The organism is Phaeodactylibacter xiamenensis (assembly GCF_965229835.1).
In the GTDB taxonomy this organism is placed as follows: Bacteria; Bacteroidota; Bacteroidia; order Chitinophagales; family Saprospiraceae; genus Phaeodactylibacter; species Phaeodactylibacter xiamenensis.
In genome coordinates this window covers 7,592,495-7,617,568 of sequence record NZ_OZ245931.1, presented here as the reverse complement: position 1 = coordinate 7,617,568, position 25,074 = coordinate 7,592,495, and the positions used below count along the sequence as shown (strand labels likewise).

At 50.4% G+C, this 25,074-nt stretch carries 20 protein-coding genes; 10 read left to right on the top strand and 10 right to left on the bottom strand.

The genetic code is table 11. The features are described from left to right. Nucleotides 1-1,257, bottom strand: coding sequence for a GNAT family N-acetyltransferase (locus tag ACO08I_RS29085; protein ID WP_282780502.1), 1,257 nt, complete (start codon nucleotides 1,255-1,257; stop codon nucleotides 1-3). Nucleotides 1,258-1,479: 222 nt separating this feature from the next. Between ACO08I_RS29085 and ACO08I_RS29080 the strand changes: the two genes are divergently transcribed. Then, on the top strand, nucleotides 1,480-3,573 hold the full coding sequence (locus ACO08I_RS29080) for a ComEA family DNA-binding protein (RefSeq protein WP_421947949.1): 2,094 nt from the start codon (nucleotides 1,480-1,482) through the stop codon (nucleotides 3,571-3,573). A gap of 6 nt (nucleotides 3,574-3,579) precedes the next feature. On the opposite strand, the gene ACO08I_RS29075 is transcribed toward ACO08I_RS29080, so the two are convergent. Beyond that, complete coding sequence (locus tag ACO08I_RS29075) at nucleotides 3,580-4,308, bottom strand: DUF2490 domain-containing protein (RefSeq protein ID WP_282780506.1); 729 nt, start codon at nucleotides 4,306-4,308, stop codon at nucleotides 3,580-3,582. Between the two features lie 269 nt (nucleotides 4,309-4,577). On the opposite strand from ACO08I_RS29075, the gene ACO08I_RS29070 reads away from it, so the two are divergent. Continuing rightward, on the top strand, nucleotides 4,578-5,222 hold the full coding sequence (locus ACO08I_RS29070; protein ID WP_044224988.1) for a response regulator: 645 nt from the start codon (nucleotides 4,578-4,580) through the stop codon (nucleotides 5,220-5,222). Between the two features lie 98 nt (nucleotides 5,223-5,320). Then, nucleotides 5,321-8,515, top strand: coding sequence for a ligand-binding sensor domain-containing protein (locus tag ACO08I_RS29065; RefSeq protein ID WP_421947948.1), 3,195 nt, complete (start codon nucleotides 5,321-5,323; stop codon nucleotides 8,513-8,515). Between the two features lie 371 nt (nucleotides 8,516-8,886). On the opposite strand, the gene phbB is transcribed toward ACO08I_RS29065, so the two are convergent. After that, nucleotides 8,887-9,633: an acetoacetyl-CoA reductase gene (gene phbB, locus ACO08I_RS29060; RefSeq protein ID WP_044224984.1), complete on the bottom strand. Its 747-nt coding sequence runs from the start codon at nucleotides 9,631-9,633 to the stop codon at nucleotides 8,887-8,889. Nucleotides 9,634-9,954: 321 nt separating this feature from the next. Here phbB and ACO08I_RS29055 point away from each other — a divergent pair, with 321 nt between their 5' ends. Next, nucleotides 9,955-12,399 (top strand): sodium:solute symporter family transporter, encoded by a 2,445-nt coding sequence (locus ACO08I_RS29055; protein WP_421947947.1) that lies wholly within the window; start codon nucleotides 9,955-9,957, stop codon nucleotides 12,397-12,399. Between the two features lie 9 nt (nucleotides 12,400-12,408). Here ACO08I_RS29055 and ACO08I_RS29050 read toward each other — a convergent pair whose 3' ends face one another. Both ACO08I_RS29050 and ACO08I_RS29045 read right to left on the bottom strand, forming a co-directional pair. After that, the gene (locus ACO08I_RS29050; protein WP_421947946.1) at nucleotides 12,409-12,969 is read right to left on the bottom strand and encodes a DUF6794 domain-containing protein; all 561 of its coding nucleotides are present in this window, start codon (nucleotides 12,967-12,969) and stop codon (nucleotides 12,409-12,411) included. A 284-nt stretch (nucleotides 12,970-13,253) separates the two neighbouring features. Beyond that, on the bottom strand, nucleotides 13,254-14,321 hold the full coding sequence (locus ACO08I_RS29045) for a 3-oxoacyl-ACP synthase III family protein (protein ID WP_421947945.1): 1,068 nt from the start codon (nucleotides 14,319-14,321) through the stop codon (nucleotides 13,254-13,256). A 211-nt stretch (nucleotides 14,322-14,532) separates the two neighbouring features. Here ACO08I_RS29045 and ACO08I_RS29040 point away from each other — a divergent pair, with 211 nt between their 5' ends. Together ACO08I_RS29040 and ACO08I_RS29035 are read left to right on the top strand one after the other, a co-directional pair. Next, nucleotides 14,533-15,285 (top strand): 3'-5' exonuclease, encoded by a 753-nt coding sequence (locus tag ACO08I_RS29040; RefSeq protein ID WP_421947944.1) that lies wholly within the window; start codon nucleotides 14,533-14,535, stop codon nucleotides 15,283-15,285. A 25-nt stretch (nucleotides 15,286-15,310) separates the two neighbouring features. Further along, a complete protein-coding gene (locus ACO08I_RS29035) occupies nucleotides 15,311-15,736 on the top strand; it encodes an aspartyl protease family protein (RefSeq protein ID WP_421947943.1) in 426 nt (141 codons plus the stop codon). On the opposite strand, the gene coaD is transcribed toward ACO08I_RS29035, so the two are convergent. After that, a complete protein-coding gene (gene coaD / locus ACO08I_RS29030) occupies nucleotides 15,729-16,202 on the bottom strand; it encodes a pantetheine-phosphate adenylyltransferase (RefSeq protein WP_044224950.1) in 474 nt (157 codons plus the stop codon). The two genes, ACO08I_RS29035 and coaD, sit on opposite strands and share 8 nt — an antisense overlap. A gap of 309 nt (nucleotides 16,203-16,511) precedes the next feature. Then, on the bottom strand, nucleotides 16,512-18,860 hold the full coding sequence (locus tag ACO08I_RS29025; protein ID WP_421947942.1) for a TonB-dependent receptor: 2,349 nt from the start codon (nucleotides 18,858-18,860) through the stop codon (nucleotides 16,512-16,514). 125 nt (nucleotides 18,861-18,985) lie between these two features. Between ACO08I_RS29025 and ACO08I_RS29020 the strand changes: the two genes are divergently transcribed. Both ACO08I_RS29020 and ACO08I_RS29015 read left to right on the top strand, forming a co-directional pair. Continuing rightward, complete coding sequence (locus ACO08I_RS29020) at nucleotides 18,986-20,047, top strand: NAD(P)/FAD-dependent oxidoreductase (protein WP_421947941.1); 1,062 nt, start codon at nucleotides 18,986-18,988, stop codon at nucleotides 20,045-20,047. Between the two features lie 146 nt (nucleotides 20,048-20,193). After that, nucleotides 20,194-20,904: a glycosyltransferase family 2 protein gene (locus tag ACO08I_RS29015; RefSeq protein WP_421947940.1), complete on the top strand. Its 711-nt coding sequence runs from the start codon at nucleotides 20,194-20,196 to the stop codon at nucleotides 20,902-20,904. 16 nt (nucleotides 20,905-20,920) lie between these two features. On the opposite strand, the gene ACO08I_RS29010 is transcribed toward ACO08I_RS29015, so the two are convergent. Continuing rightward, nucleotides 20,921-21,634 carry an L-type lectin-domain containing protein gene (locus ACO08I_RS29010; protein WP_421947939.1) on the bottom strand — a complete coding sequence of 238 codons (714 nt, stop codon included), beginning with the start codon at nucleotides 21,632-21,634 and terminating at the stop codon, nucleotides 20,921-20,923. Between the two features lie 112 nt (nucleotides 21,635-21,746). Between ACO08I_RS29010 and ACO08I_RS29005 the strand changes: the two genes are divergently transcribed. Continuing rightward, nucleotides 21,747-22,634 carry a hypothetical protein gene (locus tag ACO08I_RS29005; protein ID WP_421947938.1) on the top strand — a complete coding sequence of 296 codons (888 nt, stop codon included), beginning with the start codon at nucleotides 21,747-21,749 and terminating at the stop codon, nucleotides 22,632-22,634. Nucleotides 22,635-22,758: 124 nt separating this feature from the next. Here ACO08I_RS29005 and ACO08I_RS29000 read toward each other — a convergent pair whose 3' ends face one another. Both ACO08I_RS29000 and ACO08I_RS28995 read right to left on the bottom strand, forming a co-directional pair. Next, nucleotides 22,759-23,232, bottom strand: a complete 474-nt coding sequence (locus ACO08I_RS29000) for a hypothetical protein (protein ID WP_282778588.1) — start codon at nucleotides 23,230-23,232, stop codon at nucleotides 22,759-22,761. A 51-nt stretch (nucleotides 23,233-23,283) separates the two neighbouring features. Further along, on the bottom strand, nucleotides 23,284-23,634 hold the full coding sequence (locus ACO08I_RS28995) for a phage holin family protein (RefSeq protein WP_282778590.1): 351 nt from the start codon (nucleotides 23,632-23,634) through the stop codon (nucleotides 23,284-23,286). 218 nt (nucleotides 23,635-23,852) lie between these two features. Between ACO08I_RS28995 and ACO08I_RS28990 the strand changes: the two genes are divergently transcribed. Then, a complete protein-coding gene (locus tag ACO08I_RS28990) occupies nucleotides 23,853-24,965 on the top strand; it encodes a fatty acid desaturase family protein (protein WP_282778595.1) in 1,113 nt (370 codons plus the stop codon). Nucleotides 24,966-25,074 lie beyond the last annotated feature (109 nt).

Below are 25,074 nucleotides of genomic sequence, written 5' to 3'. Positions count from 1 at the left end.
TTATTCTGTTCCAAAGGGATGCCGGAGCCCTTCTGTTTTTTCCATTGGTGGTTGGAGAAACCCTATAATACGCGGTAGTAATGCCTGCACAATTGGGCTGCCGTGCTTTAGCCAAACCTGTTGGGGCTGCGGGTAACCACCTACCGAACTCTTGATTACTGTGGCGGTACGGCCGAGAATAATCTGCCGGCTGCCAAAATCCTCAATACCAGTCCGAATACAAGCCAACAGCATATTGAGGTACAACTGCGCAGATTCATTATAAGCTTCGTCAAAGCCCAGAAAGTGGACCTCCGCAGCTACCCCACTGCGCAGCACTGAACAGAACCCCACCAGTTCTTCCTCATCAAAATAGCCAATGACTTTGAAGGACGCTCCAAAGGCTCTTTTGAGCCTTGAGAAATAACCTGGCTGCAGACGTATCAGACTGAAATCAGCCCGATCGGCAACAGCGCTGTAAAGCTCGTGCATACGCACCTTATAACGATCCAGGTCTGCCAGAGTCAGCGACCGGCAGCCCAGGCTATCCCCCTTGCGGAAAGCCCGCCGCGCCCGCACCCGGTATTTGCTGGTCATTGCTTCCAGGAAATCCTCAAGAGTATGCCAGCCCGGATCAACTTCCAGGATCATATTAGGCTCAAAATTGAAAGGTATGTAGCCCTTATTTTGAAGCCCGTCCTGCACCAGCGGACAGGCTGATGCCGGCAGGTCCTTGACCAGTATGGCCCGGGCATTTAACCGCTTTCGCAAACGCTCCAGCAAAAGCTGGACCAAATGCGACTGTTCACCTGCCTCAACTTCCGGCGAAAACGCAAACCCAAAGGGGCCTGAAACCTGTGCCGCTCCGCAAACCAGCACGCGTACGCCTATATTCATCCATGCCCAGCGTGGCAGCGCATCACCAATCCGAAAATCAATGATCTGAAGCGACATGATACCTGCAGCTATTCCCATACGCTCCAGTACGACATAGGCTATTTCCATTCCCTCAGGAAGCGTCTCCTCCCAGGCAAGAAGATAATTCCGGCTCAGAAATACCCGGCCTCCACCTGCCAGTTGATCCCATTCTGCAGGCAAATCAAGGGCAGACCGATAGAGACGGGCCTGATATGCACCGATGTCCAATACCACGGCTTGTTCTTTTATACCAGTGTATTCTTCAGCCAAACGGCTACCGCACTCCGACTGCAATAGTTGTTGGACGGTATCGTAGATCGGGCATCGGGAAGTGAGGCGCTCCATCGTTGTTTTTATCATTATGTTTCCGGGTGGTTTGCTCTTTCCCTAACGCTTTTTAAGGATTTTTAGTTGTACGCTTTTAGCAGAAGGCAAGCGCTGCCACGGCTCCCCCTTTCAACTCCTTCAGACGGCATACCAGGCAAACAAACGTCCGGTAGCCTCCACTTTCTAAATTGAAGGGGCCGACCCGCCTGGTAACCAAGCTGAAATCCATATCTTTAGGCCACAACCAAGCACAACATGCGTTCACCCCTACTGCTACTACTGCTTAATGCCTTTTATTTTATTGCCGGTGCGCAAGTCGATTCCCTTGTACAACCTACTGACCCCGACCAGCAGGTGATCGAGGACTTCCTTCAGAATACAGAAAGCGAAGGCACTTTTGACTTCAATACCATTTTTGAAGAACTTGAGTTTTACCGCGAGAACCCCATCAACCTGAACACCATTACTGAAGGGCAACTGCAGGATCTGAATTTGCTGTCGGATATCCAGATCCTCGAAATACTCAAATACCGTCAAACCGCCGGAGATTTTATCTCTATTTATGAATTGCAGGCTGTGCCCAGCCTCGACCTGCAGACCGTACGCCGCCTGTTACCCTTTGTGCGGGTTAGTGGTGACCTTGATGACTACCAGACACCAATAGGGCAAATGATGCGCGAGGGGCGCAATGAACTCTACCTGCGCTGGTTCCGCATCCTAGAAGATCAGCGTGGATATACGCCACTTGGACAAGACGAGACCGGCTCGCGATACCTGGGCGATCCCAATCAGTTCTACATGCGCTACAAGCATGCCTACAGCAATCGGCTGAGCTATGGTTTTACGGCAGAAAAAGACCGGGGCGAAGAATTTTTCAAGGGCAGTAACCCCTATGGTTTTGACTTCTACTCGGCCCATGTTTTTCTCCGAGATTACAGCAAACGTGTCAAGGCTATCGCCCTGGGAGACTATGCCGTCAGCTTTGGGCAGGGGCTGGTCCTGTACAGCGGTTTCGGCTATGGCAAGAGCTCCCTGGTGATGAATATCAAGCGGACATCACGAACCCTTCGGCCATACACTTCCGTAAACGAGTCCAACTTCCAGCGGGGTGCAGCAGTCACGCTGGCTTTCGGCGATCACATTGAGGTTACCGCCCTGGGCTCCCACCGCCGCCGGAGCGCCAACCTCCTGGAATCAGATACCACCGACCTCGAGGATCAGGTCCGGCAAGCCAGCTCTCTGGACCTCGATGGGCTGCACCGGACCCCCAATGAAATCGCAGACGAAGGCGCTATTGCCCAAACCACTATTGGCGGGCAGGTGAAATGGCACAACCGCTACGGGCATATTGCAGCAAACGCCCTTTACGAAGAGCTGGATGCTGATCTGACCCAATTTCGCCCAACTCCAAATAATCAGTTCGACTTCACCGGGAACAACCTTTACAACATCAGCCTTGACTACAGCTTTATTGTTCAGAATTTCAACTTTTTTGGAGAAACCGCCCGCTCAGCCAACGGTGCCATAGCCACAGTAAATGGCCTACTCATGGGGCTTGACCGGAATGTCGACCTCGCCCTGCTGGTCAGGCATTACCCTCGCCATTATCAAGCGCTCAACGCTAACGCCTTCGGCGAAACCTTCGGCGCCCAAAACGAAACCGGTGTTTATCTGGGTATGGAGGTCCGCCCCCACAAAAACTGGCGGCTAAGCGCTTACTTCGATACCTGGCGCCATCCCTGGCTCCGGTTTACCGTTGACGCCCCCTCCACCGGCTACGAATACCGCGGACGGCTCACTTACTACCTCAAGCGCAACCTGGAAGTTTATGTAGAAATCCGGGAAGAACATAAAGCGCAGAACATCAGCAAAATCGAAGGCAAAAACGACTTCACCCTTGACCGCCATATCTTCCAGGCGCGCTTACATGTAGCTAAAAAAGTAACGAAGGAGCTGGAACTCCGCAGCCGTATTGATGTCGGCTACACTGATAATGAAATCAACAACCGGCAAAACGGCTTCGCGATTTACCAGGATGTACTCTACCGCCCCACAGCGTTCCCCTTTTCCTTCACCACCCGCTATGCACTTTTTGACACAGATGGATTTCAGTCCCGCTTTTACTCTTTTGAGAATAATCTTCTCTATACTTTTTCCATCCCGGCTTATTACAACCGGGGCAGCCGTTTTTACTTCAATCTAAGGTACCGGGGCATTCGCAATCTGACCATTGAGGGGCGGATTGCACAGACCTTCTGGAAAAACCAGGATACCTTTGGTTCAGGCAATGAGCAGATTGACGGACAGACCCGGACGTCTGTAGGCGCTCAGATTAAATATAAATTTTAGCACCACTTATCTGCGCAGGTCAAGATTGTAAGTCAGCCCCACCTGCAGGTCATGGTTCCGTTCATGACGTTGCCCATCGGCTTTCACAATATACTGGTTTAGGTAACCCAACTGAAAATTGACCTGGGGGCTAATCCGGTAGCCCAAAGCGAGATACAGCCGGTTTTGACCAAGAATATTGGCACCTACGCCTTTGCCAAAACTGATAAATGGCTCTGCATAAGCAGATAGAAAAAAGGAGTGGTCTTTCAATTCCCGCTGCCCAAGTGGCAATATGGCCATCAGCCGGTACCGGGCCCTCTGCCGGAAAACATAATCCGTTGTTGCCGGCTGTTCCAGAAAACGCTGCTCCAGACGATAGCGGTGATTCACGTAAAGCCGGCCTACTCTTTGATTGATCACCCACTGCTGCCATATACGGTGCTCAGTAAAAGTAGCAGCGATAGGCTGCTCCCCATAAGGGAAGCTCTCTATCCAGCCATAACCCGCGGTAAGCATGCTGTTTTCCGTCACGTAATAATCAAGCCCTACCCGCATCAGAGACTGCTGCCAGGTGTCCACCCATTCGTGTCGCCGCCATTGATATTCCGTGTGCAGCCCGAACTGATCCGAGAGGCGGTGGTTCCCAAAATACATGTACCAGGTGTTGTACTGCACCGCGATATCTTTTTGTGCATTCACGCCCAGTGCAGCCATAAAAAAAGCAAATAGGAAAATTGTACGCCGTAAGTCCATTCTGTTAAGTTTTGAGTAAAAAAGTGTTAGTCCGATGAGGTTCAGGCGTTTTCCACGCAAGTTGGGGGTAACGGCTGAATAATTCTGTGCACTGCCTCACATGAGTGAAAGTTAATACCAGGTTTCCACTTCGGAGCCTTGCCAGAGCGGGAGGCTGTATCTGTTTTTCGCTTTGTGTATGTTCAGATTTCATAAGGTTATAAGTAGATAATACTTATCTTTGGCAAGCCTGCAGTCCCGGGAGCCAAAACCCAATTAAAGCAAATGGTATGAAAAACATCAACCTGGGGATTATTGAGGACGAGCCAGTCCTTAGAAAAAATATTGACCAGTTTTTTTCCAACCTTCCCGGATTTAAGCTTCAGGGCAGTGCCAGTTCTGTTGAATCTTTTGTAGAAGCCGTAGCAGCCGCAACGCCCCTCGATATTCTTCTGCTGGATATCAGCCTCCCTGGTGGAATGTCAGGACTGGAAGGCATCACCCTGCTCAAGGAGCGTTACACTTCAGTAGATATTATCATGTGGTCTTCTTTCGAAGATCCTGATAAAATTTTCCGGGCCCTGCAGTCCGGTGCAGATTCCTACCTGATCAAGCGGGAGTCTCTGACTACGATCCGGGATGCCATACAAACTGTTGCCAATGGCGGGGCTTTTATGTCTCCGTCAATTGCCCGTAAAGTGATCGACCATTTCGCTGCACAAAGCCGTACCAACAGTAATACAACCCCGGTACTTACCGGCCGGCAGCTACAAATCGTAGATGGGCTGGTAAGTGGCCTGAGCTATAAAATGGTCGGGGCGGAGCTTGGCATTTCGGTTGAAACCGTAAGAGACCACATCAAAAAGATTTACAAACGCCTGCATGTAAACAGTAAAGCGGAGGTCATCAGGAAGCGCATGAATGGTGAAATTTAAGGCCTTCAGGATAACCTGCAACAGGCAGGCCTTCCGATTCAATATTATTGACTATATTTAACGAATTGTGTAGTACATTATAAACTACGTCTTGCTTAATGCTTCTTGTAATCAGGTTTAAACCTTTATGCACGATCTTATTGTTGGGCTTTTTGCTCTTCAGGCAAGGTAGCCGTTCCTATGCGCAGCCTACCTTGCCTGAGGAGCATTACTCCCTGAATGACGGGCTTTCGGACCGAATGATCTCTGATATCGTTAAGTCACCTAATGGCCTGATATGGATTGGCACCAGTAACGGACTGAACCGATTTGATGGCTACGACTTTGTCACCTTTAGCAATACCCCCTCCAGCCCTTACAAAATATCAGACGCCAACATACGAGGGCTGTCTATGGACCGGGAAGGGCGGCTTGTGATCACTTTCTACAGCAGCTACGCACTTTTTGACCTTCTTCATCCCGCTACACACGAACGGACCACGGTGCGTTTGCTGCCGGACAATGGTATTCAGGGAACGCCGCGGGACATCGCGGTGGACCCCTCCGGAAATATCTACGCAATCTCACTAAGCAATACCCACTTCAGCGTTTATGCCTACAAGGGTGTACAGGAATTCACCGAATTGTTCCAAATTCCCATCAGGCAGGGAGAATATATACCTCACTTATCGCTGCTACCCCTCCGGGACGGCAGTTTTTTGCTAAATGACAGCCATAACGGGCTACGCCATTTCAATGCTAACGGCCAGTTGCTCAAGCACATCCAAAAGGAAGGCCCTGAAGCACCGGGAAAAGGAGGCTCTTATCCTGGTCTTACTGCTGTTTTTCATCAGGATATCAACGGTAAAGTCTGGTATTCACTGAGGGGGCAACGTGGAATGTATCATTATTTACCCGGTGAGCGAAGGCTGGAGTATGCCGAACAGCTCCCCACCGGGAAGCGCTACACCCGGATTTGGGAAGACTTAACCGGAAATTTACTCCTGGCCAATTCCGCAAATACCAGTAGTGGTTTCCCGCTGGAAGGTCTCACCTGCATCCGCCCTGATGGTAAGCAGTTTGATTTTGACCATTTACTAAGCACGAGTAAATATATTGTCAGCGCTGCCAGCCAGGACTTTTTCGAAAACCTTATCCTGGGCATTGACACCGGCTTGAAGATCGTTCAAAACCAGCAGTTCAAAATCCGGAAGCTACTGGCAGACCAGCTGGGTTCTGACCAAAGAGGAGCTATCATGAGAGGGGTTACCGGCAACGGGACCGATGAGGTATACTTCGCCCGGGAAGTGGATGCCTGGTACCGTTTCAATCCCCAGACATTCGAACTTGACACCTTGCAAATGATTGACGAGCAAACCGGAGAACAGGTGACCTTGTCTTGCGGCAGGAACATCGAGATCGGCACCGATGGTTACATTTGGGGGCTTTCCTGCATCAATGGGCGTAACGGGCGGTTACTGCGGTATGATCGTACTACCTGTATAGTACGTACTTACCTGTTTGACCATAAATTCACCGCCTTTACCATCGCCCGGAACGGGACCATCTGGCTGATCGCCGAACCAGACACCCCCAGCGGGCTGCTCGTGTCCTTCGACCCCATAGCCGAGCGGTTCGAAGAATACTACGACTGGGAAAGCAACAACCCACTAAGTGAAGCTACCCCCCGCTACATTCTGGAAGCCCACGATAGCATCCTTTGGATCGGTACTGAAAACGGGCTTTACTCCATCAATCCGAATACCCGTCAAACACGGTCCTATCAGGTTGGCAATGGCAATGATAACCAACTGGGGAGCAATATCATCTATGTCATACATGAAGATGAGCAGCACCGGTTGTGGCTGGGAACAACCAATGGATTCAATATTTTTGACCCCCATAACAACAATTGGAAGCATTATAACCAACAGGATGCCCTGGCCAGCAATATCGTCTGTGGCTTCGTACCCACTCCGGAGGGAAAATACTGGATCAGCACCTACAATGGCTTATCCTTCTTCGACCCTGACCAGCAGACTTTCCGGAATTTCTACAAGGAGGATGGGTTGAGCCATGATGAATTCAACCGGCACTCTTTTTACACCGATCTCCTCGGCAACATTTACCTGGGCGGCGTAAATGGCATGAATATCTTCCGAACAGAGGACCTGGTGAAGGAAGTCAAGACTCCAACTCCTGTGCTCACGTTCTTCTCTCGTTACAGCAACGATCAGGACAGCATGATCAGGAGGATTAGCAACCTAAATACAGACCATACGTTCATTATTGGCCCCGACGATACCCAATTCACCTTTCAGTACACATTGCCCAATTATACCACTCCGCGCCGAAATCAGTTTAAAACCTGGCTTGAGGGTATTGACAAAGATTACATTTACCAGGGCAGGGACAATACCAGTAATTATTACAATTTGCCTGCTGGTGATTACCTGTTGCACATCAAAGGGGCTGATGCAAACGGTAACTGGAGCAGTGAAGCACTGACAATCCCTATACATGTCAATCCGCCCTGGTATAAGACTTATGCTTTTATAATATCCGGGGCACTGGTGTTCTTCCTTGTTCTGTATTCCTTGTTTCAGTACCGGCTGAACCGCCGCCTGGAGATGGAGCGCATGCGGACTAAGCTCTCCAGCGATCTGCACGATGAAGTCAGCGGACTGCTCGCCAGCATCGCTATGCGGACAGACATTCTTCAGTTCAAAACCCAAGACGCCGAAAACCAAAAAGATCTTAAATGGATAGGTGAAGTCAGCCGTACCGCCATGTCTAAAATGAGTGATGTCATCTGGTCTATTGACTCCCGGAGAGACAAATTTGAAGACCTCTTGATCAGAATGAAGGAACATGCCGCAGAGATCCTGGCGCCACAACATATTGATTACCGGTTTAAAGTTGATCATCTAGATACCAACAACAGGCTCAAAGTGGACCTTAGGCAAAACCTTTACTTTATCTTCAAGGAAGCCATCAATAATATTGGCAAGCATTCCTGGGCTACAGAAGTGCAAATTCATCTCCATAACGAAGGACAGGAGTTTGTGATGCACATAGAAGACAATGGAAAGGAAATCCGGAAGCAGCGCACCGCTCCAGAAAATACCAGACAGGCTGCTATAAGCGGGCGGGAAGCGGTAAATACACTGATACAAGAGCGCCTCTCTTCCACAAAAACCGGCCAGGGGTTGTCTAACATCCGAATGCGGGCTGAGCGTATAGGCGCATCTTTACAGCTGGCAGAGTCGGACCGGGGGTTTGTGGTCCGTATCCGGTGCAGAAAATTCGCGTAGCAGTGCTTAAAAAAAGCCAGTGTTCAGCAGCGTACCGCCAACCACTGGCTTGATTGACATTAAGAGCGTGTTGGGACTTTAGTAATCGGTCTGTCCCGGTGCACCGGGACACTTTTTCGCTTATACTTCGCCCCGAAAATCCTTCCCGCAAACTGCGGGACAGGCTATTTAGCTTTGGCTAAACTCCGGTTTTCGGGTCTCGTCTAATCAAAAAATTGCTAGTTTTCGACTAGAAGACCAAAATCCCAACACGCTCTAAGAGATGATATGATAGCATCTCTAAGGCCTTCAAACCCTGCACTAAATGTGCAGAGAGGACCGTTTGATATTGTCAGATTCCAAAACAGGTAAAGGGGATTAACTCTTTCTAATCAGTACACATGCTGGCCACCGTTGATTGCATAATTGGCCCCGGTAATAAAGGCCGCATCCTTTGAAGCCAGAAAAGAAACAAGGTGGGCAATTTCATAAGTGCCACCGAGACGGCCGATGGGGATGCCTTTGACAATCTTTTCCCGTACGGACTCATCTACTGCCATGACCATATCTGTGGCAATATAACCCGGAGAAATGGTATTTACCGTTACTCCTTTTCGGGCCACCTCAATAGCCAGTGTTTTCGTAAAACCATGCATGCCCGCCTTCGCTGCAGCGTAGTTGCACTGCCCAAACTGAGCACGTTGCCCGTTAACAGATGAAATATTGATAATCCGCCCATAGCCCTGCTCAATCATTGGGTTAATGACGTGCCGGCAGCAGTTGAAGACACTGTACAAATTGGCTCTCATAACCGCATCCCAGTTTTCAGGGCTCATTTTCTTAAATGCCCCGTCCCGGGTAATACCCGCATTATTGACCAGAATGTCAACGGTGCCCAGTTCTGCCTCAATTTGCTCTATCATATTGCCAACCTGAGCAAAATCAGAGACATCCGCCTGAAACAGTTGGGGCGCATAGCCTGCCGCTTCCATTTCTGCCTTCCATACTTCTGCTTTATTAGGGCTTCGGTAGTTAGCTGCCACAACGTAGCCATCGTCCATTAATTGCTTGACCATATCGGTTCCCAGCCCGCCTGTGGCTCCGGTTACCAATGCAATATTCTTTTTGTCTGTTGTCATAATACCTGAGATTTTTGGTGTATTGGTTTACACTTTTACTTTCAAATACAAATATATATATATCTATATCTTTTTAAAAGTTGTCTGTTGCTGATTTTCATCACCCCGGCAATGGGTCAACCCCTGGCAGCCTGCAAAAGAATCCTCGTACAAGACCATGGCATGCACTAGCTTTCTCAGTGCTCATTCACGGTAATACCACTCAAATTTTTAAATAAAAGTACTTAAGTCCACCCCGTATTTTTATTTATAAGTTCATCAACTGACCTGCTTTTCATTGGTTTTCTTCTATTTTCATCAAAGAAAATTAGCACTCAATAAATGGCTTCACAGGAACTGGTATGGGCCACTGCAGGCCTGCTCGCCCTCTACGGCGCAGCTATTCTATTCTTTGTCATCCGCGGCGCAGTGCGGACGACCTCCATAGCAGACTATGCCCTTGGCTCAATTCAGTTTTCGCCTGTGGTCGTCGGGCTGTCTCTCGCTGCTTCAATGACAAGCGCTGCTACCTTTATTATCAACCCCGGCTTTATTGCGCTGTATGGCATCAGTGGGCTGCTGGCATTTGGGTTGGTGATGCCAATTGGCATTTACCTCTCGCTCATTGTACTGACTAAAAGCTTCCGCAAGCATGGCGCTACGGTAAAAGCGCTCACTATGGCGCAGTGGATCGGCAAACGCTATGGCAGTAAGCAATATGCCCTGTTTTTCGGGTTCCTGTCGCTCCTGCTCATTACCTTTATAGTGTTGATTTGTGTTGGCCTGACTAAAGTTCTGGCCAAAGCCCTGAATGCAGAAGAGCTATACGTCCTCATCGGGCTGGTCGTGTTTGTCTTTGGTTACATGATGTTTGGCGGGGCCAACTCGATGGTCTACACCAATACCATACAGGCAGTACTGATGACGATCGTTGCGTTTATTCTGCTGGGGTCCGGGTATGAGCACTTCAGCGATGGGGTCAAAGGATTCCTGGATAAGCTGGCTGCCGTTGACCCTCTGCTGGCATCACCGGTTAACCCAGAGAGTTTTCTGTTCCGGGACTACTTTGAGATTGTATTTTGCTCCCTGATTGTTGGTATTGCCATCGTATGCCAGCCTCATATCATCACCAAATCACTACTGCTCAAAGACGAGCGGGATGTCAACCGTTACCTGCTCACGGGCATCCTGGTAGAAACCTTATTCTTTTCCGTTGTGCTGGCCGGGCTTTATGCCCGCCTTCGTTTCCCGGACCTTACCGCAGACGGAGCCCCCATTAGCATGGATGGCATCATCCCGACCTATGTAGTTACGGAGTTCCCGGTAATGGTAGGGCTGGTAGTGATCCTCGGTCTGATTTCTGCCGGGCTTTCAACACTGGAAGGCCTTATTCAGTCGTTGTCTTCAACCATAACATCAGACATTATTGACCCGGTGCTCGGCCATAAGCTGGGGGCAGGCCATACCAAAGCAAAACGGCTTGTTGCTATTAATAAAATAGTTATTGTCATACTCGCGGCTATTTCCATAGCTCTTTCCTACGAGCAGCTGATTCATCCCAGCCTGAGCGTGGGCATTTTTGCTCAGAATGGAGTCTATGCTTATTTCTCTGCAGCCTTTGTACCTGTATTGATGGGCATTTTTCTGAAGGAAGTCCCCCGTCAGGCACCAATTGCAGCCAGTCTCACCGCCGTCTTTGTCCATTTCGGGATCTACTACGGCCGCATTGGCTGGTATATGCAGGCCGAGGTCCGCAATCCGGCCGTAGCCGTGACCTTTGCTATACTGGCTTCACTGCTCGTTGGCGGATTAGTGTACCTCTGGCTGCGGCCAAAGGAAGGTAAAAAAGCAGCAGCACGCCCGAAAAGTCCACAACAAAGTGTAGCTTCGCCTCCCCCTGATTCATCAGCAACCTCATCAGCAATGGCTTTGGCACAAGCTTCAGAATGGCACCGCTTTATAGATTTGCCCAATGGCACAAAGGTTCATTACACGGACCGTGGCAAAGGGCGTACCACACTGCTGATGGTGCACGGGCTGGGCAGTAACCTGAAGGCCTGGGACAAGGTCATTCCACAGCTGTCGTCCGATTATCGGTGCGTTGCCCTTGACCTGCCAGGGTACGGGCTGTCTGACAAAGGTGACTACCCTTTTGATATTCCATTCTTTGCCGAAACCCTTTTGCAGTTTAAGGAAGCACTTAAACTCCGGCAGCCGGTCCTCATCGGTCATTCCATGGGCGGGCAGACCAGTATTTTTACGGCACTCCAGGCACAGGAGCATTTTGCGAAGCTCATCCTGCTGGCCCCGGCCGGGTTTGAGCGTTTCAACTCGACGGCACGGGAATGGTTGCGGACCTTTTACAAGCCGGCTTTATTGCGCGCCACGCCTGTCCATCAGATTGAGCGCAATTTCCACGCCAATTTCCATCAGTTCCCGGCTGATGCGCAGTTCATGATCGACGAACGCATGGCATTAAGAGCAGATACGGAAGCTTACGTACAGTACTGCAACATGATCCCCAGATGCGTCCTCGGCATGCTTGACCACCCGGTTTTCGACCGATTACCGGACTTGCAGCTTCCTACCCTGGTCTTATATGGAAAAGAAGATGCACTCATCCCCAACAAAATGATCAACCCCGGCCTGACCACAGAGAAGGTAGCCCGGGAGGGAGCAGCCCAACTCCCTAACGCCAGGCTTTTCTTTGTGTCTAAGTGCGGGCACTTCATTCAGTGGGAATGTGCGGATGAGGTAGTGGCGCACATCCGGGCCTTTCTCAAATAAGGGCTAAGACTATCGTTGTTTACGAAGCTCCACTGAATCCCGGTTCAACTGCCGTTTTCCTTCGTAGAGGATTTCTGCGGATTCCATTCGCTTTTTCCGTTCTGCTTCCCGGGCTTCCTGCAGCGCAATAACCTGTTCTTTTACTTCTATTGGTTTTTTATTCAAGCTTCGGTGCATAGACCGGATGATGAGCCGCGCCATGTCGTCAGGATGGTGCACGCCCATGTCTTTGAGGGCCACCGAAAGGCGGGAGCCCCCGTAAAAGCCCCAGTTATGAATAATCCACCGCCCGAGGCTAAAGTGTAACTTGCGAACGGCTTCCTCCTCCTCTGCCATACGAAACTTCTGGAGCGACTCCCGGTCTGCAAGTTTATTCAGTTGAACAATAGCGTCGCTCAGGTCCTTGGGGATGTATACTCCGTAAAGGTACTCCTGCTTAATGCGCCGCTCATAAGCTTTGTCATACTCAGCTTCCGTAGCCACCGGTTCCTCCTGTGCATGCAGTACAGATGCGCCGGTCAGCAAAAAGCCCAGACAAAACAATAACACCTTTTCCTTCATTTTCCTCATTGGTTGATTTGGTAGTAAAAACTACTTTTTGGCTCACCGTATTGTCTTTTCCAGACAGCTTGTCCATATTATTACTGCATCACCCGGCAAAGATCAAAAGCCAGCCAAGCCAACAAAAAATCCCCGCTGCAATGAACGGGGACCAAAATTAATGTGCTATGAAAAAGTTAATACAACTTCCGTGAATAGAAGATGAAAAGCTAACATACAAAATTTGGCAGGGAATGCCCAGCATACAGTTATGAAACCTGCCGTTTAGCCCTTTCTGCCGCTTTAGAGCCAGCTTACCATCTGATCAGGGCTGCGCCCCAGGTGAAACCACTGCCAAAAGCAGCCAGGCACACCAGGTCACCATCCCTGACTGCGCCGGACTCCCATGCTTCGCAAAGCGCGATGGGCACAGAGGCAGCAGTAGTGTTGCCATATTTTTGAATATTATTCCAAACCTGCTCATCCTTAAGCCCCAGGCGCTTTTGCACGAACTGGCTAATGCGCAGATTGGCCTGATGAGGCACGAGCATATTGATGTCTTCTTTCTTCAGGCCCGCTTTCTCCAGGGCCTCCATGATGACCTGAGGGAATTTCTGCACGGCCATTTTGAATACGAACTGCCCTTCCATATTCGGGAAGATCTGATCGTTGTCGAGCATGTGCTGATTCAGGAAAATCTCCCCAAATTCAGCATCCGAATAGCCATAATCGACTTCCTCACCGGTATATTTTTTATGGTAGCCACCGTGGGAGCCGGGGTTGATAAAGGCCAGTTTTTCTGCATAGGTGCCATCCGAGTGCAGGCAGGTTTGGAGCACGCCCTGACCTTCTTCTTCAGTGGGCTGTAGCACAACCGCACCGGCACCATCGCCAAAAATGACGGTCACGCCACGGCCCTCTGTGCTAAAATCCAGGCCCATAGAGTGCATTTCTGCGCCTACCAGCAGTACGTTTTTGTACATGCCGGTCTTCACAAACTGGTCTGCTACGGACAGCCCGTACACAAACCCACTACACTGATTCCGAATGTCCAGCGCGCCAATCTCGGTATTAGTGATACCTAACTCGCGCTGCAGCAAAACACCACAGCCAGGGAAATAATAGTCCGGGCTGAGGGTGGCGAAAATGATGAAATCTATATCTTCCTTACTGATCCCGGCACGTTCGATGGCAATCTCAGCGGCGCGGGCACCCATGGTGGTCGTAGTCTCTTCGTGTTTGGTGCCATACCGGCGCTCTTTAATGCCGGTCCGCTCCTGAATCCACTCATCACTGGTATCCATGACTCTGGTTAAATCGTCATTGGTTACCACTTTATCGGGCACGTAGGAACCAATGCCCCCAATTTTTGAACGAAGCATAAGTTTTGGTTTTAAAGGCCAGGCGCCCACTTTTGGGCCACTCCACCTTGTATCATAATTTTGTAGACAATGCGCTGCTGAATATTTATTCAGAAGCGGGCGTTAAAATCGAAATTTTATTACAAATCGCCAAACACTTACGCCCCCATATCGCTCCCGATAGGATTTGGTAGCTGTATTTATTTTATTTTTGTCAAAAATCGCATCTTCTATGCCTGATATAGCCAACATTCTGTTCCTGGATATCGAAACCGTTTCCGGCAAACCGAATTTCGACAGCCTGGGTGACGACCTCAAAGCACTCTGGACCATCAAAGCCAATCAGCTTGCGCGCGGCCAAACCGAGCCGCTGACAGAGGGAGAGGTGGCGGAATCCTACACGGAAAAAGCAGGCATCTTTGCGGAGTTCGGAAAAATCGTTTGTATCTCCGTTGGCGTGGTCCACCGGGATAAAGCAGAAAAAAAACTCAAAATCCGGCTTAAGTCCTTTGCCAGTGAAAATGAAGCCGAGCTCCTGCAGGGGTTCTCGCAGATGGTCTTCAAGTACTACAACGACCCCAACAAATTCGGCTTCTGCGGGCACAACGCCAAAGAGTTTGACATCCCCTACATCTGCCGCCGGCTCATCATCAACCGCTTGCCCCTGCCTGCTCCGTTTGACTTATCGGGCAAGAAACCCTGGGAAACCAAGCACATCATCGACACCATGGACATGTGGTCTTTCGGCGACCGTAAGAACTTCACCTCCCTGAAGTTGCTGGCAGCTGTGCTGGGCTTCCCATCGCCCAAAGATGACATAGATGGCTCGCAGGTAGGCCGGGTATACTGGGAAGACAAGGACCTGCGGCGTATTTCCTTTTACTGCGAGAAGGATGTGCTGGCAACCACTCAGCTCTACCTCCGTTACAAGCTTATGCCGCTGCTGGAAGAAGATCAGGTCGTGCACGTGGACGGAGAGGATTGATTATGATGGCAGTGTTTTGTAATTTGTGCTATGGGAAAAAATTTATGCAACAATAAGGCTCATTAATACCCGGGATGTCGTTCTGGCCGATGCCAAAGCAATGGACAAAGCGGCCATTAGAAGCCTTGAGCTTAGCATTTTGGTCGATAGCGGCGCGTATAACCTCGCTATTAATGAAACCATCAAAGAACAGCTTGGCTTACCGATTATTGATGAACAAGTCTTCGAATTGGCGAATGGGCAACAGGAAAAGTATCCAATCGTGGGCCCCATTGATATCCAATTTGAAAACCGGGCGACAACCACCCGCGCCGTTTTGCTGCCTGGGGACAATGAACCCCTATTAGGCCCAATCCCCCTGGAGGATATGGATGTAGTGCTTTTACCCCGCGAGGAGAAAATGATTGTTAACCCCAAAACTCCGCTAATAGCTCGTAAGGAACTTAAGTAGACTTAAAGCGCTCCCGCAGGGCCTCGGGCACGAAGGGCGTTGCATCTCCCCCGCCAATAATGATTTCCCGTACGATTGTGGAGCTAATGTGGGAGTAAGCCGGCTGACTAATCAGAAAAATAGTTTCTATCCCCTCCCCGACGATGTTATTCAGTTGGGAAATCGTCTTTTCATAATCAAAATCTGAGGCATTCCGCAAGCCACGCAGCAGGTACCGCGCACCGATCTGACGGGCGTAGTGCGCCGTGAGGCCGGAGAAATGCCCCACTTCCACCTTGGGTTCATCTGCGAAGACCTCCCGGAGCCACTCCAACCTTTCCTCAAGGGAAAAAAGATACTTCTTCTGGCTGTTGACGCCGATAGCAACGATGATTTTATCATAAAGCGGCAGGGCGCGCTTAATCAGGTCAACGTGACCAATGGTGATAGGGTCGAAGGAACCTGGAAAAATGGCGATGTTAGACATGTAGTTGAACTTGGTGGCTTTTCGGGAATTGAGTACAAAAATATAAAAATCGGGCAGACTGGGTATTGGGAATAGGGTTTGGTTGATTTTTAATGGGCTCCTCAGCGAGGCAAGCCTTGGTGGAAAAGATTAGCGGCTTCAGCGTACTATTGTCGTGCGCGGCGTGAGGGGGAACACGGATTAGACGGATTGCGCAGATTTTCGCGGATTTCGAGCGGGGGCATAAGAGCGGGGCATGTTTGTGGGGCGGCAGCAGGGTTGCAAGATCAGTGGTTTCAGTCAGATCAGCGGCTTCAGTATGCCCGCCCTCTACCGCCAGGAAAAATTCCAGGTTACCGAAGGAATCACCGGAAAGAGCGACACTTGGTAGGCTCGGGCAGCCGCAGTACCGGCATTAGGATCCGACTCAAAATCGTAATAAATGAAAAATGGATTCTGCCGGCTGTAGGCATTGTAAACCGAGAAGTTCCAGCTGGACCGGAAGCGCGCTTTGGAGTCCGGTTTGGGCGTATAGGTCGCCGAGAAATCCACGCGGTGGTAGTCCTGCAGGCGGGCACTGTTGCGCGGGCCATACTCCTGCACCGGAAACTGATCGATGAAGTACAATCGTTGCACCGGGGTAAAGGCATTGCCCGTACCAAATATAAAGGCACCACCAAATTCCCATTTCTTATTGAGGGTGTAATTCGCCACCACCGAAAGGTCATGCCGCCGGTCGTAAATCGCCGGAAATGGATTGCCGTTGTTGATTTCCGGGAAGATGCGCTCGGTGCGGGACAGGGTATAGCCAATCCAGCCTGTAAAGCGCCCCTTCTTTTTTTGCAGGAAAAGCTCCAGCCCATAGGCCCTGCCCTGCCCAAATACGAATTCTTCTTCCAAATCATTGGCGACATTATCCACGTAGTTTTCCCGGAAATCAATCTGGTTGTACAAGTCGCGGTAGTAAATTTCCACAGATGCTTCGTAGCGGTTGTCCCGGAAATTGCGGAAATACCCCAACGCGTACTGCACGCCAATCTGAGGCTTGATAATCTCCGAGCTGGGCATCCAGATATCTGTGGGTAAAGTGCTTGTGGAGTTGCTGACCAGATGCAGGTACTGATTCGCCACCGTTACCCCAGCCTTTAGGGAGGATACAGCATTGAGATAAAAGGTAGTCGCCAGCCGGGGCTCCACCCCTATGTAAGTCTTCACCGGCTCCCCGGCAGCATACTCAGTGCTGTCCTGTTTTGAGGTGTAAGGACCAAGCTGCGTAAAGGCAGAAACGCGGAGCCCGGCATTCAGGCGGATACCTGGTCCGATTTTCATTTCGTCTGCAAGGTAGACCGCACTTTCATGAGCATAACGGATTTCTCCTTCATTGCCAAAAACTTCATCACCGTTCGTTGCCGTAGCCAGGCTTGGGGTCAGCCGGTGGTAGGTGTAGTTCGCGCCGAACCTCAGATGATGGTTAGGATTTGGGAAGTATTCAAAGTCCACCTTTCCATTCCAGTCGCGCACACCGGATTCCAGCCCTATCCTAAAGTCGCCCTGCCCGCCGCTAAAGCCGAAGTCGTAGTCATCGTAGATGGCAGAAACATTCATAAACAGCTTATCGCTGAACAGGTGGTTCCAGCGCAGAGTGGCTGTTGCGTTGCCATAGGGCATATCGAAGTTGAAGTCGCGGGCATTGCTCCGGAACTGCAGCACATCTCTGCCAAAGTAAGTGCTGAAATACAGACGGTCTTCATCGCTAAACCGGTAATTGGCTTTGGCATTAAGGTCGTAAAAATAATAGTTCGTCCCTGCAAAGGAAGTACTGTTAAGGAAAGGCTGAGCCAGGTCAAGGGCGTAGGTCCGCCGGGCAGAGACGATGAAGCTGCTGCGCTCCTCCACGATAGGCCCCTCGAAGGTCACCCGGGAGGCCACGAGCCCGATGCCGCCTTCCATGGCATATTCCCGGTCATTACCCTCCTTCATCTGAATATCGACTACCGAGGATAGCCGCCCACCGTACTGTGCAGGCATGCCCCCTTTGATCAGGGTGGTATTCTTGATGGCATCCGCATTGAATACAGAGAAGAAGCCCAGTAAATGCCCCGGATTGTAGACCACGGCTTCATCCAGCAGGACCAGGTTTTGATCCGGCCCGCCACCCCGGACGTAGAATCCCGCATTCCCCTCCCCTGCCGACAGTACGCCGGGCAACAATTGAATGGTCTTTAGCACATCCACTTCGCCCATAAGCGCCGGCAGCTTTTTCACATTATCCATCTGCAGGCCCACCGTACCCATTTCGGTACTCTTGACGTTGGCGTCATCCGGACGAGCCTTGACGACGACCTCCTGCAGCTCCACACTTTCTTCAGTCAGCTCCACATTCAGGCGCTTCGCTTCGTTGAGGGTTACCGTTGCTTCCTCCCTTGCGTAGCCCACGTAGGAAAAGCGCAGCCGGTGCGTGCCTGCCGGTATTTCCAAAGAGTAAAAGCCATAGGCATTGGTGACCGTGCCCAGCCCTGCTGAATCGGCCACCGCAACCGCCGCGCCAATCAGCGTTTCACCAGTGGCCGCATCTTTCACGTAGCCGCTTAGCACATATTTGTCCTGTGCAGCGGCAGAAAAAGCAAAAAAGAGAAAAATAAAAGCGAGTGCGCGTTGCACCTGCAGTGATAGGCTCATGCTTCAGTATTTGTACCGGTAATAACCTATGCCCATAAAAAATGTTGGAAAAACACCTCCCTTTGTCGCTCCATTTGCTGAACCACTTCTGAAAACCCCGTTGCCGCTTTTTTGTTAAGGATGATATGAAACACGCAGACTTCATCATCGTGGGGCAAGGCATTGCAGGCACCCTGTTGGCGCACTTTCTGGAGGCAGCAGGAAAATCCGTTTTTGTCATCGATCAGTACAGCCCGAACGCAGCATCTCAGGTGGCGGCAGGCATTATCAATCCCATCACGGGAAGGCGATACGTCAAGTCCTGGCGGGTGGATGACCTCATCCCATTTGCGGTCCGCACCTACCGGCAGTTGGAGGCTCAGCTCAATATTCCAATTTTCCATGAGCGGAATATCATTCGCACCCTGTTCAATCAGGGGGAAGAAAACGATTGGCTTTCCCGAACGGGAGACCCTGCCTACACGCCCTATATGCTCAATCAGCCCGTGCTCGACCAATACGCCACCAAGACCGTACTCGCCTACAGCTATGGAGAAGTCACACAGTCCGGACAAACCGACCTGGCCCGCCTGACCGGAGCTTACCGCAAGTACCTGAAAGCAAAAGGCGCGCTGCTGGAGGACCACTTCGACTACAGTCAGCTTACCCTGACTCCGGAGCAAGCCACTTACAAAAACGTAGTTTCGGCTTCACAGCTGATTTTTGCGGAAGGGCACCTGGGCACTCAGAACCCTTACTTCAACTACCTCCCCTTCGGAGGAGCGAAAGGCGAAGTGCTCATCGTGCGCATCCCGGGGGCTGATTTTGAGAAAATCCTAAAACACCGGGTATTCATTGTCCCCCTTGCAGACTCCGGGCTTTACTGGATCGGCTCTACCTACGACTGGAAATTCGACGATGACCAGCCCACTTCCCGGGGCCGGGATTACCTCGAACAACGGCTAAAAGATGTCTTAAGCCTGCCCTTTGACGTGGTTGAGCACCGGGCAGCCGTCCGCCCAACGGTCAAAGACCGTCGCCCGTTCCTGGGGCAACACCCTGAATTCCCTGCCCTTGCGATCTTTAACGGACTGGGTACCAAGGGTGCTTCTCTTGGCCCCTACTGGGCGCATCATCTGGCGGCTCATCTGGTGAATGGGAACGAACTGGATGAAGCCGTAGACATTGGTCGTTTCGCGAAGCAGTAGCCCAAAACCTGCTGTAATTACGCTCTTTTGCACAGGATTGGCTTTTGCCAACAGGGGTGCCAATATGCCCGCCGCTCATCTAAGCAGCTTTTTTTACCTTTGACATTTTATAGGAACCAACAAAAAGCGACATACAATCCACGCGCATGAGCAAGACCCTGTCTATCGTCATCCCAGCCTACAATGAAGGGCCGACCATCCATTTTATACTTGATAAAGTCCGGGCTGTGGTGCTCAGTGGGGGACTTCAGAAGGAGATCATTATCGTCAACGACTGCTCCACTGATGATACCGAGGCTGCCATTCAGCGCTATCAGCAGGAAAATCCCGGTTTCAATATTCAGTACTACAAGCACGAAGTGAATAAAGGCAAAGGAGCTGCCCTGCATACCGGCATTCGGGAAGCCACCGGCGACTACGTTATCATTCAGGATGCCGACCTGGAGTACGACCCGGAGGAGTACAATATTTTGCTCAAGCCAGTACTGGATGAAGTGGCCGATGTCGTCTACGGCTCCCGGTTTATGGGTGGCAAGCCACACCGCATTTTATTTTTCTGGCACTCTATAGGCAACAAATTCCTGACCTTCCTGTCGAATGCCATGACCAACCTCAATCTCACGGACATGGAGACCTGCTACAAGCTCTTCCGCCGGGAGACCATCCAAAGCCTGAAGCTTAAAGAACAGCGCTTTGGCTTTGAGCCGGAGGTCACGGCCAAGATTGCCCGTATACCCGGCATCCGCATCTATGAGGTAGGCATTTCTTACTATGGCCGTACCTACGCCGAGGGTAAAAAGATCAACTGGAAAGATGGTTTTCGGGCGATTTATTGTATCCTCAAATACAATTTTTAGGGCTTAGCTATAGCACTCACTTCCCACAGTAGACCGGTCCTGCCTCCTCCAACGGCAGCCAGGATAAGCGGTCAAAGCATACCTCGTGGTAATTATTGTAACGCCCGGTAGCTGCGCTCACGCCCCAGTATACAACGTCATTGCCCTGGAAAATGGCATTTTTCAAATCGACTTCCGCAGCGATGACTTCCCGGCGGTCGATTTCCACAGACAGGCGCTGTTCTGCCGGGGACCAGCGCACTGCCAGTTTGTGCTGCTCACAGTCTTCGATATTGAGAATAGGCTTGGGCCCGGCCAGATTATTGAAGTGCCCTACCCTGCCATTGGCCATGATTGCTACATGGTCTTCCACCGGGTCCAGCAGGTGCTCATTCAGCCAGGTGTCAATCTCGATGCCAATAGAAGGCCGCAGCCCGGCAAAGCCAATGCCCTCCCCCCTCCAGCCTGTCAGGTTGGCGCTGGGCGCAAAAATGAAGACCATCCCATCGGCACCCGCATCGTCCTTGCAGCCCAGATATACGCTCAGCTCGATGGAAAAGGGCTCGTTCAGGCTGATGGGGCGACGGTACCAGATGGAGCCGGAAGAGTAGTCCCGCTCCTCGGTCAACCGAAAGCAATCATTGTCGGTACGGTAGGTATCCCCACTGATGGTGAAATCATCAATGACCGGGCGCTGCGCCATTAGGCTTGCGGTCAACAAGAGTGCAGAAAACAGGGCTGGCATTTTCATAGGTAAGCAATTGAAGGTCAACTGGATAAAAACCAAACGGGAATTTGGAAAAATGGTTGGCCCAAAAATTCTATCTTTGTCGGTATCTCTGCAAACAAAGAACATTAAAATCATGAACCTCTGTTATTCGAGTGCTTTCTCCGTCAACCACCTTATTCCTGTACTTCTACTTTTGGGCATTTGCCTTATGCCTCTGCAAAGTCAGGCACAGCGGCGGGGTGGGAACACCCTCACGGTATCTACCAACTTCAATTATACCCCTCCTTTGAGGCCCTATAGCTTCCGAAAAAGTTACATAAAGGATTTTGAGTATACGGTATTGAATTTCATTACGAGAAATTCAGGCACCTTTGTCCTTGTAGAGGGTAATTCCTATGAGTTTGTGGAAAACGGTACCTACCACCCACCGAGCAACCTGATTGGATTGGGAGCCAGCTTTCAAATTTGGAATGAAAATGGCTTATTTCAGGATTTCTCGCTAACCAAGCTATCACTAACCCAATCCTCTCATCAATTTCTGGTATCGGTTATTGATGATGAAGGCAACGAAGTCCCCATCCATAGCCAGGGTATTGAAGAGCGCAGCGGTGCTGTCGGGGTCCGATATGAAGTAGGTAAATACTTCGGAGAACGCCGGAGAGACTACCCTAATTTCCGGTTTGGACTATCCGCCGGGCTCGAATCGACTTTCTACGCCCATCGCACGATATCTTTGGGTCCTGGGCCTTTAAGTACCAGAGGGCATATGTTTACCATCGACCTTAGCTTGATTCCTGTCTTGTCCTTCCAACCCACCAAACGCCTGATGATCGATGCGAAGGTCATCCCTAACTTTCTGATTGCAGACTTGGGCACAATAGAGATAGAGGACCCCTCGCTCCCGGAACAGCAGCGGCGAGCCAACCAAAAGTACGATCTGCCGGTCACCAATGTGTCCGCCAGCCTCATGGTGCGCTATGTGATTAAAGAGCCCAAACGGGGCAGGCGGCGCAGCGATTAATTTAGAAACGCCTCCGGTCTCTTTGATTCCGGCGCTTGCGTTTGCCGACATTCATGAGCACCAGCCAGATGACCAGCATTAGCGCGATGGGCAAGAGGTAACCGGTTAGTAAATCCTGCATGGCTTAAGGATTAGGCGTCTGAACCGACAATTGCGCACTCAGCTCAGCCAGTTCCGACCGCCTTTCAGCAGGCAGCATAACGGATAGCTTGATGTACTGGCCGGGGCGTTGTTGTACCCGAAAGTAGTGAAGCTGACCGTTTTCCTCATACAGTACTTCGAACTGGCTTTCCCCAAATTTTTCTTCGATAATATTCAGGTCAGGATTTTGCCTCAGGTAGTCCTCAAAGTTCATATAGTAGATGTCTTCAAGGCTCCAGTGCGCTGTATTGGCATGACCCGCTATCTCAATTTTCGTCTGCCCTTCATCGGCCACGAATAAGGCAGGTTCGTCGGTCGCCCCCTTTGCCGTCAGCATAGAGAAACGCTCCGGGTATTCCAGGCAGAACCCGAAGTTACTGTTGCAGTATTGTTCGGACTGTGCCAGGATTGGATTGATAACGGCAATAAATGCTAAAAATGCCAGGAAAGCTCTCATAATGATGGAATTAGTTGCTGATAAGTTAACCGTATCTTTCCGGAAAAGCAATTACTTCCGCTCTTCCTTAACGGAAAACTGACCGACGAACAGGTTGAAAAAGGACATCACGAGCGCAAAGACGATCGCCCATACCCAGCCATCGACATAAAAGCCGTCAAGCATCCAATCGACCAGGAGCACCATAGCGCCGTTGATCACAAGCAGGAACAGGCCCAGGGTCAAAATAGTAATAGGTAAGGTGAGCAGGGTAAGTACCGGCTTCACAAAGAAGTTGACCATACCGAGCAAAAGCGCCACGATAACGGCATCAAAGTAGCCGTCTATGCCTACACCAGACAGGATTTCAGCGCAGAGGTAAACTAAAAGGCCGTTAACCAATAAGGAGATGAGTAATCGCATGATTTTGGTTTTGTTTAAGTTAAAACGGCTTGCAACTTGGCGAGGTTCGCTACAGTTTTGGCCGAATCCGCCCGGCGGATAAGCGGACCGAATTATATTTCATGTCTGATTTACGTAAATCTATGCCTCTGTTTCAAAGTTTTTTGGACTATCTTTCGGATTCCTACTACGGCTGCCTTACCTTGAGTGATTAAATATCATCAGACAAAACGACTTTTATGGCAACTTCTTCTACTGTTCGTTTCAACAAGGACGATCAGCCCGAATTTTTTCAGGTCCTTCGCAATCGCGTCAACCAGCATTTTTCCGATAAGGGCATTACCAAATATGGAGACAGCCGGATGGTCTTCAAAACGGTGTTCATGGTAACGCTTTACACCGCACCGCTGATCCTAATGCTATCCGGACTAATACAGGCCACCTGGGCAATCGTCCTCATGTGGTTACTCATGTCGATGGGCATGTCAGGTATTGGGTTTTCCGTTATGCACGACGCTAATCACGGTGCATATTCTTCTAACCCCAAGGTAAACAGCATATTAGGCGGCATCCTGAATTTCGTTGGCGGCTATCACATCAATTGGAAAATCCAGCATAATGTGCTGCACCATTCTTATACCAATGTGCATGAGCATGACGAAGACATCGATAAAGGCATTTTCCGCCTTTCACCAGATCAGGAGCACAAGCCCTTTTACCGGTTTCAAATCATCTACGCTCCCATCCTTTATGGGATGATGACTATATTCTGGCTGGTGGCCAAAGACTTCCTGCAAACCAGGGATTACCACAAACGCGGCCTGCTCAAAGCCCAGGGTGTTTCCTACGGCAGCGCCATGACGTATGTCGTGCTTTTGAAAATTGCTTACGTGGCCATTACGCTGATCCTTCCAATTATGGTCTTACCACTTGCATGGTGGCAAACCTTGCTGTGCTTCCTCATGATGCACTTCATCTCGGGACTGTTTTTGGCACTGGTTTTCCAGGGCGCTCATGTATTGGAAGAGACCCACTTTTTCAAAACCGATGAGCATGGTAGTGTAGAAAACAGCTGGGCTGTTCATCAGCTCAAAACAACGGCTAACTTTGCAAACGGGCGCCACTTTTTCGGCTGGTTCATCGGCGGGCTTAACCATCAGGTGGAACACCACCTTTTCCCAAACATCTGCCATATCCACTACCCGGATATCGCACCAATCGTTAAGGCTACTGCTGAGGAGTATGGCATCCCCTACTATGAGCATCCTACTTTCCTGGCCGCCCTGCGCAGCCACTTCCGGATGTTGTACAAATTGGGCAACAATCAGTACGAGCGGCAACTGGCCGCTTAGGTTTCCAAGTGCCTGCTGAAACATACAAGGCCTTCAACCATCGTCGGTTGAAGGCCTTGTTATTGAAGTAGCCCCACCAAAACTATGAGAACGTCAATTGCATTGCGCT

Bases quoted from the DNA above. Each gene is read 5' to 3' on its own strand.
- ACO08I_RS29045 (WP_421947945.1), bottom strand. From the start codon at position 14,321: ATGCTTCGTTCAAAAATTGGGGGCATTGGTTCCTACGTGCCCGATAAA.
- ACO08I_RS29040 (WP_421947944.1), top strand. From the start codon at position 14,533: ATGCCTGATATAGCCAACATTCTGTTCCTGGATATCGAAACCGTTTCC.
- phbB (WP_044224984.1), bottom strand. From the start codon at position 9,633: ATGACAACAGACAAAAAGAATATTGCATTGGTAACCGGAGCCACAGGC.
- ACO08I_RS29025 (WP_421947942.1), bottom strand. From the start codon at position 18,860: ATGAGCCTATCACTGCAGGTGCAACGCGCACTCGCTTTTATTTTTCTC.
- ACO08I_RS29065 (WP_421947948.1), top strand. From the start codon at position 5,321: ATGCTTCTTGTAATCAGGTTTAAACCTTTATGCACGATCTTATTGTTG.
- ACO08I_RS29055 (WP_421947947.1), top strand. From the start codon at position 9,955: ATGGCTTCACAGGAACTGGTATGGGCCACTGCAGGCCTGCTCGCCCTC.
- ACO08I_RS28990 (WP_282778595.1), top strand. From the start codon at position 23,853: ATGGCAACTTCTTCTACTGTTCGTTTCAACAAGGACGATCAGCCCGAA.
- ACO08I_RS28995 (WP_282778590.1), bottom strand. From the start codon at position 23,634: ATGCGATTACTCATCTCCTTATTGGTTAACGGCCTTTTAGTTTACCTC.
- ACO08I_RS29070 (WP_044224988.1), top strand. From the start codon at position 4,578: ATGAAAAACATCAACCTGGGGATTATTGAGGACGAGCCAGTCCTTAGA.
- ACO08I_RS29085 (WP_282780502.1), bottom strand. From the start codon at position 1,257: ATGATAAAAACAACGATGGAGCGCCTCACTTCCCGATGCCCGATCTAC.
- ACO08I_RS29020 (WP_421947941.1), top strand. From the start codon at position 18,986: ATGAAACACGCAGACTTCATCATCGTGGGGCAAGGCATTGCAGGCACC.
- ACO08I_RS29000 (WP_282778588.1), bottom strand. From the start codon at position 23,232: ATGAGAGCTTTCCTGGCATTTTTAGCATTTATTGCCGTTATCAATCCA.
- ACO08I_RS29080 (WP_421947949.1), top strand. From the start codon at position 1,480: ATGCGTTCACCCCTACTGCTACTACTGCTTAATGCCTTTTATTTTATT.
- coaD (WP_044224950.1), bottom strand. From the start codon at position 16,202: ATGTCTAACATCGCCATTTTTCCAGGTTCCTTCGACCCTATCACCATT.
- ACO08I_RS29015 (WP_421947940.1), top strand. From the start codon at position 20,194: ATGAGCAAGACCCTGTCTATCGTCATCCCAGCCTACAATGAAGGGCCG.
- ACO08I_RS29010 (WP_421947939.1), bottom strand. From the start codon at position 21,634: ATGAAAATGCCAGCCCTGTTTTCTGCACTCTTGTTGACCGCAAGCCTA.
- ACO08I_RS29005 (WP_421947938.1), top strand. From the start codon at position 21,747: ATGAACCTCTGTTATTCGAGTGCTTTCTCCGTCAACCACCTTATTCCT.
- ACO08I_RS29050 (WP_421947946.1), bottom strand. From the start codon at position 12,969: ATGAGGAAAATGAAGGAAAAGGTGTTATTGTTTTGTCTGGGCTTTTTG.
- ACO08I_RS29075 (WP_282780506.1), bottom strand. From the start codon at position 4,308: ATGGACTTACGGCGTACAATTTTCCTATTTGCTTTTTTTATGGCTGCA.